The sequence below is a fragment of the Bacteroides sp. BFG-637 genome, assembly GCF_024793605.1.
Taxonomy (GTDB): Bacteria; Bacteroidota; Bacteroidia; order Bacteroidales; family Bacteroidaceae; genus Bacteroides; species Bacteroides vicugnae.
The window spans coordinates 5,728,355-5,741,829 of sequence record NZ_JANUPD010000002.1 but is presented as its reverse complement, the minus strand read 5'-3'; the positions used below and the strand labels follow the sequence as shown (position 1 = coordinate 5,741,829).

8 protein-coding genes and 2 pseudogenes are annotated in these 13,475 nt (G+C 42.9%); 5 read left to right on the top strand and 5 right to left on the bottom strand.

Translation table 11 applies throughout. The annotated features are described in order from the left end of the window. Window positions 1-45 precede the first annotated feature (45 nt). From NXX38_RS22700 to NXX38_RS22685, 4 genes and pseudogenes are all read right to left on the bottom strand, one after another. A complete protein-coding gene (locus NXX38_RS22700; RefSeq protein WP_258981242.1) occupies window positions 46-696 on the bottom strand; it encodes a DUF452 family protein in 651 nt (216 codons plus the stop codon). Further along, window positions 693-1,847 (bottom strand): 8-amino-7-oxononanoate synthase, encoded by a 1,155-nt coding sequence (locus NXX38_RS22695; RefSeq protein WP_258981240.1) that lies wholly within the window; start codon window positions 1,845-1,847, stop codon window positions 693-695. Before NXX38_RS22695 ends, NXX38_RS22700 begins: the two co-directional genes overlap by 4 nt. Window positions 1,848-2,068: 221 nt before the next feature. Beyond that, a pseudogene (gene bioA / locus NXX38_RS22690) lies at window positions 2,069-4,484 on the bottom strand (adenosylmethionine--8-amino-7-oxononanoate transaminase). A 91-nt stretch (window positions 4,485-4,575) separates the two neighbouring features. Continuing rightward, window positions 4,576-5,685: a DUF4421 domain-containing protein gene (locus NXX38_RS22685; RefSeq protein ID WP_148365016.1), complete on the bottom strand. Its 1,110-nt coding sequence runs from the start codon at window positions 5,683-5,685 to the stop codon at window positions 4,576-4,578. A gap of 157 nt (window positions 5,686-5,842) precedes the next feature. Here NXX38_RS22685 and NXX38_RS22680 point away from each other — a divergent pair, with 157 nt between their 5' ends. The 5 genes and pseudogenes from NXX38_RS22680 (at window position 5,843) to NXX38_RS22660 (ending at window position 12,127) form a co-directional block, all read left to right on the top strand. After that, window positions 5,843-8,971 carry a TonB-dependent receptor gene (locus NXX38_RS22680; RefSeq protein WP_258981238.1) on the top strand — a complete coding sequence of 1,043 codons (3,129 nt, stop codon included), beginning with the start codon at window positions 5,843-5,845 and terminating at the stop codon, window positions 8,969-8,971. Window positions 8,972-8,985: 14 nt separating this feature from the next. Beyond that, window positions 8,986-10,468, top strand: a pseudogene (locus NXX38_RS22675) (RagB/SusD family nutrient uptake outer membrane protein). A gap of 181 nt (window positions 10,469-10,649) precedes the next feature. Beyond that, on the top strand, window positions 10,650-10,907 hold the full coding sequence (locus NXX38_RS22670) for a hypothetical protein (protein WP_122135901.1): 258 nt from the start codon (window positions 10,650-10,652) through the stop codon (window positions 10,905-10,907). Further along, complete coding sequence (locus NXX38_RS22665; RefSeq protein WP_148364897.1) at window positions 10,898-11,224, top strand: type II toxin-antitoxin system RelE/ParE family toxin; 327 nt, start codon at window positions 10,898-10,900, stop codon at window positions 11,222-11,224. The genes NXX38_RS22670 and NXX38_RS22665 overlap by 10 nt, the downstream gene beginning before the upstream one ends. 105 nt (window positions 11,225-11,329) lie before the next feature. Then, on the top strand, window positions 11,330-12,127 hold the full coding sequence (locus NXX38_RS22660; protein WP_258981236.1) for a hypothetical protein: 798 nt from the start codon (window positions 11,330-11,332) through the stop codon (window positions 12,125-12,127). Window positions 12,128-12,219: 92 nt separating this feature from the next. Here the strand turns inward: NXX38_RS22660 and NXX38_RS22655 are convergent, their stop codons facing one another. After that, a complete protein-coding gene (locus NXX38_RS22655; RefSeq protein WP_148364899.1) occupies window positions 12,220-13,425 on the bottom strand; it encodes an MFS transporter in 1,206 nt (401 codons plus the stop codon). Window positions 13,426-13,475 lie beyond the last annotated feature (50 nt).

The following is a 13,475-nucleotide window of genomic DNA, read 5'->3' as shown; positions in this document are numbered from 1 at the left end:
GCCTAAATTATTATATGAACCAATAATGAACACATCAGTATCCGGCTACATGAGTATTGTATTAAAAAGCTCCTGTTGGTAATGTGCCGCTTCCACTTGTTCAAGAGAGTCCACTTGGTTTTCCCATGCCAAATATTGGTTATCCGGGAGGAAAATGCGGTCGCCTTTTCCTATGATAGCTTTTTGCCATTTAAAATCAGAGGGAGACAATGATAAATACTGTTGTTGTATGGTGGCAAGCTCTTCTTTGAGTTCTTCAACCGGACGCTGGGGGGATATGGTTTGAAAAGCTTTATAGTCAGCTATTGAACCACACATCCTTCTTTGAAATTTCTGCAAGGTTTGTTTGTTCAATCCTTGGAGTGTACCATCGAAAATAGAGGGAGCAATACCTTTGGTTTCGTGTATGGGATAGAGGGTACCGTTGATGGCGATACTTTGGGAAACAGGCAAATGTGGATACTGCTTTATGAGTTGAGAAGCTGCCCAGACTCCCATCGACCAGGCGATGAGTGTAATCTGGGAATAGGTTTCCAATAAACCGACATCAAATGTTAATGAACGGTAGTCATAGCAAATCATCCAGTCCTTGTCAACAGGATGAATGGTCAGGAAAGGAGTTTCGTCCATCCCCCAACCGGCGAAGAAAAGCAATAGATGCTTCTGATTATTCTTTATGATAAAATGCTGTTTCATTCGTTTATCAGTTTGATGAGTTGGTCAATTTCATGTTCTGTGATGTCCGCTGTCAGTGAGAAGCGGATCCGTGAGGTTCCGTCGGGTACGGTAGGCGGACGGACGGGCAATGCATAGAATCCTTTGCGTTGGAGTTCTTCTGCTTTCATTATGGTATCTTCACTGGCTCCTATAATCATAGGTACAATATGGCTCACCGATGGGCAATTATATCCTTTGGCTGTAAGGGCTACCTTTAGCTTTTCGCTGATTTGTAGCAGGTGAGCCCTCTTATGTTGTAAAGCTGAAAGGTGTTCTAACACCCATGAAGTCCATTGAATATTAATAGGAGGAAGTGCAGTGGTGAATATAAACGTACGCATTTTATTGATAAGATATTCCCGAATGAGTTGTCGGCAGACGATATAAGCTCCTGCCGAAGCAATGGCTTTTCCAAATGTTCCTACCAGAAAGTCTATATCGTTGATACAGTCCTGTTCTTCAGCACATCCTAATCCCTTTTCCCCTCGTACACCAAAAGCATGAGCCTCATCTACATAAAGAAGAACATTGGAATAACTCTTTTTGAGCAGAATGAGAGCGCGAAGATCAGCTTCATCGCCATCCATGCTGAAGATACTTTCGGTAACAATGATAATCTGCTCATAAGCGTTATGATTTTCAGCAATCAGTCGTTGCAACTGGGAAATATCATTGTGACGATACCGGATACATTTAGCTGATGATAATTTAATTCCGTCTATCAGGCTTGCATGTACCAGCTTGTCAGCAAGAATCAGTGTATGAGTATTGCAAATGGCAGGAAGTATTCCTGTATTGGCATGATAACCACTATTGAATATGAGTGCACTTTCCGTTCCGAACATGGTGGCTAGCTGTTGTTCCAGCTTCTGATAGTCACTAAAATTACCGGTCAATAACCGGGAAGAAGAGGAGGTAGGCAGGAATGTTTCGGGAGTGAGTGTCTTTAAGAATTCCTCCCTCAATGAGATGTCATTGGCCAGTCCGAGATAATCATTAGAAGATAGGTTCAACATTCGTTGTCCGTTCAGCAGAACATCTCGACCCTCGTGGATTAGCGGTGGGAGAGAACGGTAGTTCTTTTTCTCTTTCAAGGTCTGTAGTTCCTGGTTTATATACTCTAATGTCATGAATTGTTATTTTAAGTAATCAGTATTCGATATATGAATGATTGAAAGTGTAATTAGTTGCCTATAAGATGTTTATCATCAGAAGAACTATTCTGAAAGTTTCTCACCGACCAAGGCATCCTTCCTCGGTGAGGAAAGGCCCGTTCCTCACCGAGGAACACTCTTTTGCTCACCGAGGAACAGATTCTTGGGTGAAAATCCGGTAATATTCTTCTTGTCTGTCATCTTTTTTGGATAACTTTAAGTAACCCGGAAGTCAGTTTACTTAATTGTTCCGAAGTGATGATGAAAGGTGGCATCAGATATACCAGTTTGCCAAAGGGACGTACCCAGATTTTTTCTTCCACAAATCGTCGTTGCATATAGCCCATATTTACCGGACGCTTCATCTCAATGACTCCGATAGCTCCGAGTATTCGTACATCAGCCACTTCCGGAAATCCCCGTGCAGGTGCCAGTTCTTCTTTCAGTTGGGTTTCGATTCGCTTCACATTCTCTTGCCAACCGGATTCGAGTAATAGGCGGACGGAGGCGCAAGCCACTGCACACGCGAGTGGATTCCCCATAAATGTAGGTCCGTGCATAAAAGCTCCCGGCGCGTGGTTGGAGATGGTATCTGCTATCCGGTTACTGGTCAATACAGCAGAAAGTGTCATATATCCTCCGGTCAGTGCTTTGCCGATGCACATGATATCCGGTTCTACTCCGGCGTGTTCCCACGCAAAAAGTTTGCCGGTACGTCCGAATCCCGTTGCTATTTCATCGAAGATAAGAAGAATATCGTGTTTCCGGCAAAGCTTTTCAGCTTCACGCAGGTACTGCGGATGATAAAACCACATCCCGCCTGCTCCCTGTACCACGGGTTCCAGGATAAGTGCCGCCAACTCTTTTGAATGTTTTTCAATCATCTCTTGTAGAGGTAGTATATCTTCCGGATTCCATTCTCCGTCAAACCGGGAAGTGGGGGACGGAACAAAATAACGTACAGGCAATGCTGAACCGAAAAGACTGTGCATACCCGTCACCGGATCACATACAGACATGGCATTCCACGTATCACCGTGATAGCCGGAACGGATGGTCACGAAATTGTTCTTTTCCGGTTTTCCTGCTGCATACCAATATTGTACAGCCATTTTCAGTGCCACTTCTACGGCTACTGAACCGGAGTCTGCATAGAATATTTTCTGCATGGAGGAAGGAACCAAAGGCAATAACAGTTTCCCTAGTTCAATAGCCGGATCGTGCGTCAATCCCCCCGAACATGACATGGGACATTTGATCTAATTGTTCTTTTGCCGCCTGATTCAATACCGGATGATTATATCCATGCACTGCACACCACCAGGAAGACATTCCGTCAATGAGCGTTCGTCCGTCTTCGAGGGTAATGGTAACACCGTCTGCCCGTTTCACTTTGTAGACAGGGAGCGGATCGGTAGTCGATGTGTACGGATGCCAGATATGTTCGCGATCAAATTGGGAACCGGCGAAATGATAGCCTTCTTCCTGAATCATCTTTTTATCTTCCGATACTTTGGAGCCGAGTGTTGTCAATAGGTCGCCTACAATAGCCGAGTTAATTCCGATATATAATGCCTTGTGCATCGCTTCGGAAGAAAGTTGTGAACGTCCTCCGGCAAAACGCAGAAAAGCGGTCGGATTGATGAAACGAAAGAGTGCGATGGTTTTAAGTATTTCTTCTTCGCTTAAAGGTTGCTCGTTTTCCAGTGGAGTGCCCGGAATCGGGCTAAGCAGGTTGATAGGTATGGATTGAACATTCAGTTCTGCCAGTGTGAAAGCAAATTCAATCCGTTGTTCCATTGTTTCTCCCATGCCGATGATACCTCCGCAACAAATATCCATACCTACACGACGGGCTGCATCGAGGGTAGCCAGTTTCTGTTCTTGCGTATGCGTAGAGCAGAGTTTGGAAAAATGAGACGGGGCAGTTTCCAGATTACAGTGATAACGGGTGATCCCGGCTTCATGCAGGGAGCGCAATTCCTCTTCATTGAGCAGTCCTAGAGAAGCACAAAGTTGAATCGACGAATGTCGACGCATATAGTGGACTGTATCGCAAAGTTGGGTAATCTGTTTGGGAGATGGTTTTCGTCCGCTGGTAACGAGGGAAAATCGGTTGACGTCCTGGGCTTCATTGTATTGGGCCTGTCGAAGACATTCTTCAGCGGGAAGGAGATCGTAAATCTCGGCTTTGGTTTGGTAGTGGGAGGATTGTGCACACCATTTACAGTTTTCCGGACATCGGCCGGACTTGGCGTTGATGATGGAACACATGTCGAACTCGTGCGAAGCACGTGCGACGGTAATCTCATGTGCGGCGGCATAAAGCGCCTCGCTGTTAGCCATATTGGCTAGCCAAGCAGCTTGGTCGGGTGATATGTCGATACCCGCCAACACTTGGTCTTTGATTTCTTGAAGTGTCATAAATGTATGATAAGGGATAGTTTGTGCAGCATTCTGCTTACGAAGAGCAACGTCCACTACATTGGTATGCAGATGACCGATCTGGAATTCGCGTCCCATACTTGCAAAGGCAGCATAGTTCTTTCTTCCCCAGTAGCGAAAGCGGGAAAGAAGAGTGCGTGTGGTCTGTATGTGGCGTTGTTGCTTCATTGATTTTTTACTTTTGCTCGTTAGAACGTGGCAAATGTACAAAGATTCTTTGGATTAGCAAACAAGTTGATGATTTCTAGTTTCTGTGGTATTATTTCTTTTTCCTGTATTCTTTGCGGGTGTTGAAGTTGAATCCGGCATATATTTGGAGAGTACCGAATCCATTGTCTACAGAGAAATTGTTACGATGATAATTGTAGTTTTTTCCAACAAAGGAAGTACCTATGTAATATTTCCCGGTGTTGTAGACAATCCCTGCGCGAAGCAGAAAATCCAGATTGAATTTACCGTACCACGCTTTTGCCTCATTCGTTTCTGCGTCCACATCGGAAGCTTTGTAGGCAATGGCAGGAGTGAGAGACAGACACGCCAGGCAGTTGCGGGCAAAGACCCAATTGTAGGCATAGCCGAAACTGATGTTGGCATTGGTGTATTTAATATCTTTGACTTTCATGGCAGGATTCATCGCCTCCTGGATAAATCCCGGAAGTGCTGTATAATCGAAGTCGAGATGATGCTTTGAAATGGAAAAACCTGCAATAAATGTACCTGCATTGCGCCGTTGATTGGTGGACTGACTGAATGCGGCAGGGTAGGAGAATTTACGGTTATTGAAGATATAATATAGGTTCAGTCCTTTGATATCTACCTTTATTCCGCTGAAATCTTCGGAATAGTTGGAGGGTATATCGTCTGAAAATCCTCTGATTTTGTGTATCTTGTAATTATTACCGGTGCGGCGATAGAAGATATCCACGCCTAATTTGGAACTGTATAAGCTAAGATCGAACTCTGTTCCCCTGTTCTTTCGGGTGCCTTTTTTGAAAATATCGTTCACATCTACAGACCATCCCAGGAAAATCCATCGCCAGCCGAAATACAATCCTATCTTGTTGTGCGGGTTGGGAGAAAAACTAAGTTTCTGTGGCTGCGGTAATTCACTGGTGATAGAATAATACTCAAAGTTACTGAAATGAGTAACCATCAGCGCATAGTTATAACGGTTAGGACTGATATAGAGTGTATCGAAATCACTGAAGTTCATAAACTTCTTGATCGCTCTTTTAAAAGCACTTGGCTTGGCGGTTGCTGTGGAATCTACTTCTGTACTATCGTTGCCCAAAGAGACTTTCTCTTCAGTCTGTGCCTGTAAGGACAGTGAAAATAACAGAAAAAGATATAGAATAACCCGTTTCCCCATGTGGTTCTTTGTTGGTATAGATATTTTTTGTTTCACGAATGTACTACCTTTCGTTGATTTATACTAGCAATCCTCTAAAAAATGTTTCGTTTCCTAAACAAAAAAGTTCAATGTACTGTTAGTTACAACAAGCAAATAAATCTTAAGCCACAAAATTATGAGAATCTATTTACGTTTATTAGTCGTGTCTCTTCTGCTTTTTGCAGGAAATATAGTATATGCGGAAGCACAGCAGGAGAAACGCGTGACAGGCACGGTGACTTCTGAAGGAGAACCTTTGCCTGGTGTCTCCGTACAATTGAAAGGAGCATCTTCCGGCACCATTACCGATATGGATGGAAAGTATTCGATTGAGATTCCTGCTACCGGCACTTTAGTGTTCCGTTTTGTAGGAATGAGAACGGTAGAACAACCGGTGAATAACCGGAGTGTGATTAATGTTACGCTGGAATCGGAAAGTAAGGAACTGGAAGAAGTAATGGTAGTAGCTTATGCTACCGCTAAAAAGTATAGTTTTACCGGAGCAGCTTCGACGATGAAAGCAGGTGAGATTGAAAAGTTACAGACTTCCAGCATATCACGTGTATTGGAGGGTACGGTATCCGGAGTACAGGCGAGTGCGGCAAGCGGCCAGCCGGGTACGGATGCGGAAATCCGTATTCGTGGTATCGGATCTATCAACGCTTCCAGCGCTCCGCTTTATGTAGTGGACGGTGTCCCGTTCGATGGTAGTGTGAACTCTATCAATCCGGATGACATATCTTCGATGACAGTATTGAAAGATGCGGCCTCTGCTGCTTTGTATGGTTCCCGTGGTGCAAACGGTGTGATTATTATCACCACCAAACAGGGAGATCAGAATACCAAAGCAACAGTAAAGGTAAAAGCTTCGTTAGGAGGTTCCAACCGTGCCGTACGCGATTATGATCGTGTCAGTACCGACCAATACTTCGAATTATATTGGGAAGCACTTCGCAATCAGTACGCTAAGAGTGCGGATTATACTCCGGCAACTGCCGCGACGCAAGCATCCAAAGACTTGGTAACGAAATTGATGGGAGGTGGTCCGAACCCCTATGGCCCTCAATATGCGCAACCGGTCGGTACAGATGGAAAGCTGGTGGCAGGCGCCCGTCCGTTATGGAATTCTGACTGGAGTGACGCCATGGAGCAACAGGCACTTCGCACAGAGTTAAATCTAAGTGTTTCCGGAGGTGGAAAAGCGAATCAGTATTTTTTTTCTGCCGGATACCTGAATGATAAAGGTATTGCACTCGAATCCGGTTACCAGCGTTTCAATCTTCGTTCCAATATCACCAGCGAGATGACTTCCTGGTTGAAGGGAGGCGTCAACTTGAGTTTTGCACATTCTATGCAGAACTATCCGGTTTCTTCCGACTCGAAGACCAGTAATGTGATTACCGCAGGACGTACCATGCCGGGATTTTATCCCATTTATGAAATGAATACGGATGGTAGCTACAAATTGGATGAGAGTGGAGACCGTATTTATGACTTCGGTTCCTATCGTCCTTCCGGTTCGATGGCAAACTGGAACCTTCCGGCTACTTTGCCTTTGGATAAATCGGAACGAATGAAAGATGAAGTCTCCGGCCGTACTTTTCTGGAAGCTACGATTATTGAAGGACTGAAATTCAAGACAAGTTTCAACTTCGACTTGATCAATTATAATACGTTGGATTATACGAACCCGAAGTTAGGTCCGGCTAAAGAGAACGGAGGCGGCGTCAGCAGGATGAATACCCGTACTTTCTCCTGGACGTGGAATAATATCGCTACGTATGACAAGACAATCGGTGAACATCATTTTAATGTCCTTGCCGGTGTGGAAGCCTATTCTTACCGTTACGATGAACTGACAGCATCACGTTCTAAGATGGCACAGCCTGATATGCCGGAATTGGTAGTCGGCTCACAGCTGACCGGAGGTTCGGGATATCGTATCGACTATGCATTGGTGGGTTATCTGACTCAAGCGTTATATGATTATCAGAATAAATATTTCTTCTCGGCATCTTATCGTCGCGACGGTTCTTCACGTTTTGCACCCGAAACCCGCTGGGGAAATTTCTGGTCGCTGGGTACTTCCTGGCGTATCGACCGGGAAGAGTTTATGGCAAGCACTTCCGACTGGTTGTCTGCCTTAACTTTGAAAATGAGCTATGGTGCACAAGGAAACGATAACCTGGGTACGTATTATGCGAGTAAAGGACTTTATACCATTGTTTCCAATCTGGGAGAAAATGCGTTAGTGTCCGACCGTATGGCGACCCCGAACCTGAAATGGGAAACGAACCTCAACTTTAATGTAGGTATCGACTTCTCCCTGTTCAATAACCGTTTTTCCGGTTCGTTTGACTTCTTTACCCGTCGTTCGAAAGATTTGCTTTACTCACGTCCGATAGCTCCTTCCCTGGGATATGGTTCTATTGACGAGAATGTAGGAGCCTTGAAGAATACAGGTATAGAAATGGTGTTGAACGGAACGATTATCAATCAGAATGGTTGGGTATGGAAACTGGGGATGAATCTGACACATTATAAGAATAAGGTGACGGATCTTCCTTTGAAAGATATGCCGCAAAGTGGTGTGAACAAGTTGCAGGTAGGCCGTTCTGTTTATGATTTCTATATGATAGAGTGGGCGGGAGTAGATCCGGAGAACGGAGATCCGTTGTGGTATATGGATGAAGAAGATGAAAATCACAATCCGACCGGAAAACGTGTCACAACAAACGATTACGGTTCGGCTGACTATTATTACGTCAATAAATCGTCTCTTCCGAAGGTGTATGGTGGATTCAATACCTCTCTTTCCTGGAAAGGATTTGATCTTTCTGCCATCTTTGCTTATAGTATCGGTGGATATATCTACAATCGTGATATTACAATGATTTTGCACAACGGAAGTCTGGAAGGACGCGACTGGTCAACGGAGATTCTAAAAAGATGGACTCCCGACAATCGTAATACAGATGTTCCTGCTTTGAGTACTACCACTAATAACTGGAACTCGGCTTCTACCCGTTTCTTGCAGAATAATTCGTATATGCGATTGAAAAACCTGACTCTTTCCTATAACTTACCCAAACAATGGATTAGTAAGTTGGCATTGAGCAGTGTGCAGGTATATGTACAAGGAGATAATCTGTTTACCATTCACCGGAATCAGGGACTAGACCCTGAACAGGGAATTACCGGTATCACTTATTACCGCTATCCGGCTATGCGAACGATCTCCGGAGGTATCAACGTTTCTTTCTAAATTCAGACTAAATTATGAGAAAAATAAAAATTAAATCCATTCTTGCCGCAGTTGCCGGACTTTTCCTGGCAACGAGTTGTAGCAGCAGTTTTTTGGATACGGACCCAACGGATGCGGTAAGTTCAGAAAAAGTACCTGTGCCCGAAAATGCGGAGGCACTTGTGAATGGTGCCTGGTATAATCTGTTTGATTATTCAAGTACCTATGCCAATATCGGTTATCGGGCACTTCAGTGTCTGGACGACATGATGGCAAGTGATGTTGTTTCCCGTCCGAAATACGGTTTCAACTCTTCGTATCAGTTTAACGATATAGCGTTGCCTTCAAACAATAGAACAGAGTTTGCTTGGTATCTGATATATAAAACGATCGATAACTGTAATACTGCCATTTCCATCCAGGGAGATTCGGAGGAACTACGGCAAGCGCAGGGACAGGCATTGGCATTACGTGCTTTCTGTTATTTACACTTGGTACAGCATTATCAATTTACTTACTTGAAAGATAAAGATGCTCCGTGCGTTCCTATATATACCGAACCGAGTAATAGTTCGACAGTTCCGAAAGGAAAATCAACGGTGGCACAGGTCTATCAGCGTATTTTTGATGATCTGAATCTGGCACAGGATTATTTGAAGAACTATGTCCGGAGTGGTGATAATCAGAAATTCAAACCGAATGTTGCCGTAGTGGATGGCCTCTTGGCTCGTGCTTATCTGTTGACAGGGCAGTGGGAAGAAGCAGCGAAAGCAGCTGAAGCTGCACGTACAGGATATGCGTTGATGACAACTACGGCCGAGTATGAAGGCTTTAATAATATTTCCAATAAAGAATGGATATGGGGATTCCCTCAAATACCTTCCCAGTCGGATGCCAGCTACAACTTTTATTATCTGGATGCAACATACGTCGGAGCTTATAGTAGTTTTATGGCCGATCCTCATCTAAAAGATACCTTTACCGAAGGTGACATTCGTCTGCCTTTGTTTCAGTGGATGCGTGAAGGGTATCTGGGATATAAGAAATTCCACATGCGTGCAGACGACACAGCTGATCTGGTCTTGATGCGTGCTTCTGAAATGTATTTGATAGAAGCGGAGGCGAAAGTTCGTGATGGAGTGGCTTTGAATCAGGCTGTCATTCCGTTGAATACGTTGCGCAATGCCCGTGGAGTGGGAGATTATGACGTGACAGGGAAATCGCAGGAAGATGTTCTTAATGAGATTCTGATGGAACGCCGCCGCGAACTTTGGGGAGAGGGATTCGGTATTACAGATGTACTCCGTACACAGGGTTCCGTAGTACGTACTGCTTTATCTGATGAAATGCAGAAGACAGAAGTCGATTGCTGGCAGGAGGGTGGTAGCTTTGAAAAACGAAATCCTTTGGGACATTGGTTCCTTAACTTCCCGAACGGTAAACCGTTTACAGTAAATAGCACCTATTATTTGTATGCTATCCCCCCAGAAAGAAATAAACGCTAACCCTAACATATAAATAGCTCTCTTAATTTTTTGACTTTGACCTTAACTTGTAGACCGGTATACGTCGTGACGATGCATACCGGTCGTTTTCTTTCTTCTGTTAAGTATGTTAATAGAATAGAGTTTCGTAGGTTATGTAACTGTTTTATTGTAACTTTGTATCATAAAGAAAGGAGATAATTAATATGTCTACAATGGAACTTAGGGCTTCACTTCTTAAAGAGGTGGCTGCTATTATTGCTGATGATGATCTAACGGCTGAAGCTTTAAAAGCCTTAAAAGCTTTGCGTCGCAAATCGCGTGTTGCGCGTAAAGAGCAGGAAGCGGAATCTCCCTGCAAAGATGAAATAGAATGTATAAAGAAACGTGCAGAAAGTGCTTTAGTACGCTATAAACAAGGAGAATATGCTTCGCAGGATGAGATGTTGAAGCGTACGGAACGATGGAAATAGTATGGGATTACGAGGCATTGGATGACTTAGAGGTCATCCTTTGTTATATTGAAACCCAGTTTTCGATGAAAGAGGCTCGCCTTTTCAGACAACAAGTTGTACATGTTATTCGGAATTTATGTGAGTTTCCATTTCTTGGAAAAGTAGAGCCTTTGCTGGAGGATTTTGAAGAGATGGAATTACGCTCTATTCCTGTTGATAGACTATGCAAACTTGTGTATGCAGTTATGAGTGATCGTGTTTTTATTATCGCCCTTTGGGATACTCGTCGTAATCCCAAAACTTTAGAACATGAGGCTAAAGGAAGACTTCGTTAATAATTAGAATAAATAATATAGTGACTTATTGGAATACCGTATGGTGAATATTAGTATTTTTGTAGGATAATTATTACTCACACTCACAAATTAACAAATTAAAGTATGAAAACTAGACTTTTATTTTTATTGTTGTTCGTTGGCTTAGGATTAGTATCCTGTGATAACGATGATGAACGTTTCTTTCTTTATGAAATAGATGATATTTATTTCCCAGATCAACCTATTAGTGATATAGTAATGGAGATAACTGATGGTGCTGCTGTAGGAATGACAGGTGGGGTAGCTCCTTATACTGTAGAAACTGGTGATGAAGAGATAGCAAAAGCTAAGATTCAGGAAGAATATGGTTATGTGATGATAGCTCCCGTTCAATTGGGAACAACATTTCTTGTAGTGAAAGATGCGAATGGACTGACTGCTAAAATTGATGTAAAGATAATCAAAGGTACGAAATCGTTTACTACAAAGAAAGTAAGTGTAAAAGTCGAAGGACTTGAGGGTGATGAGAAAGTAGATTTAGAAAATCAAGTTATTGCAAGCTCGGATATGCATGTAACTGGCGGAATTAAATTTATTTATGATACAAAAGATAGTGGTACGCTTACTGTAATTCCTTCAAAGGATGATATATCTAACATTATTACTGCTTCTTTTACCAGAGAGATAAGGCAAACGGATGAAAAGACATTTACTTCTTTTATTTATGTGAATTATAATGATATAGACCATGTGCTTTATTTCACCTCTCCGGAAAAAACTCCATCAGAAGATGATGCTACTCGCGCTCTTGGCCCACTGTATTGTTGGTTAGTAGAAGATGTAACGAAAATATATAATAAAACATATCCCAATGTCACTTCTGTGAAACGTATCTATGAAGGGCAATCAAGTAGATATTGAAGCTAAAAATGTGAAGACGAGTTCAGATTATAAATAATATAAATCGCCCCACTATAATCATTATAGCAGGGCGATTTTATTTATATAGATTTCTATCCAATCTTTTTCTTCTTCAAATTAGGCAAAAAGAACGTGACTAATCCCAGTAGCGGCATATAAGCGCAGATGTTATATACATATTCAATGCTCGTTTTATCCGCTAAATTGCCAAGTACGGCAGATGCTACACCGGCCACTCCGAAAGCAAATCCAAAGAACAAACCGGATATCAATCCAAGTTTGGTAGGAAGCAACTCCTGTGCATAAAGCAATATGGCAGGAAAAGCGGAAGAAAGCATCAATCCCACACAGAAGCTAAGGATAATAGTCCACAGCAGATTGGCATGTGGCATTAGTAAACTGAATGGGGCAGCTCCTAAAATAGAAGCCCAAATCACGTATTTACGTCCAATTCGGTCACCTACCGGTCCGCCAATTAATGTTCCGATAGCAGTAGCTACCAGGAAGATAAATAAATATAGCTGCGAATCTTGTACGCTTACATTGAATTTATGAATCAAGTAGAAAGTATAATAACTCGTGAGACTCGCCATATAGATATATTTGGAGAAAATCAGGATCAGCAATATCGCGATTGAAAGGGCCGTTTTATCCATAGGCAAAGGAAGATGAACAGGTTTTCTGATACTGACAGTCTGTGCTTTCATCCGGTTTAGATATGATTTATACCATTTGCAAATGGGGTACATCACTCCGATAGCAGCTAAAGCCACAAATGCAAAAACGATGAGATGTTGCCTGCCATAAGGAGCCACCAACAGGGCAACCAGCAAAGGGCCTAATGAACCTCCGAAGTTACCACCTACCTGAAAGAGTGATTGTGCCAGTCCACGTTTTCCGCCGGAGGCAAGGAACGTGATACGGGAGGCTTCCGGATGCAGTACGGAAGAGCCAATTCCGATTAAGAATACGGAGGCTAATATCCAGTATAGATTATCAGAGAATGCTAAGTTTATCAAACCAATCAGTGTAAAGCTCATTCCGATAGGCAATGACCATGCGACGGGATGCTTATCAAAGAAAATTCCGGTAATCGGTTGAAAAACTGAAGCGGAAAGTTGATAAACTAGTGTGATAAGTCCGATTTGCGCGAAACTAAGTCCTAAATCATCTTTGAATAAAGGATAAGATGCTGATAGCACCGACTGTAAGAGATCGTTGAGGCAATGCGAAAGACTCAATGCGATTAAAATGGAAAATGTAATTTTTCCTACGGGTTGTTCCTGATTCTGTACCATAATACCTATTTACTTTTGAAGTGTTCCTGAAAAATTGGCTGCAAAGGTAC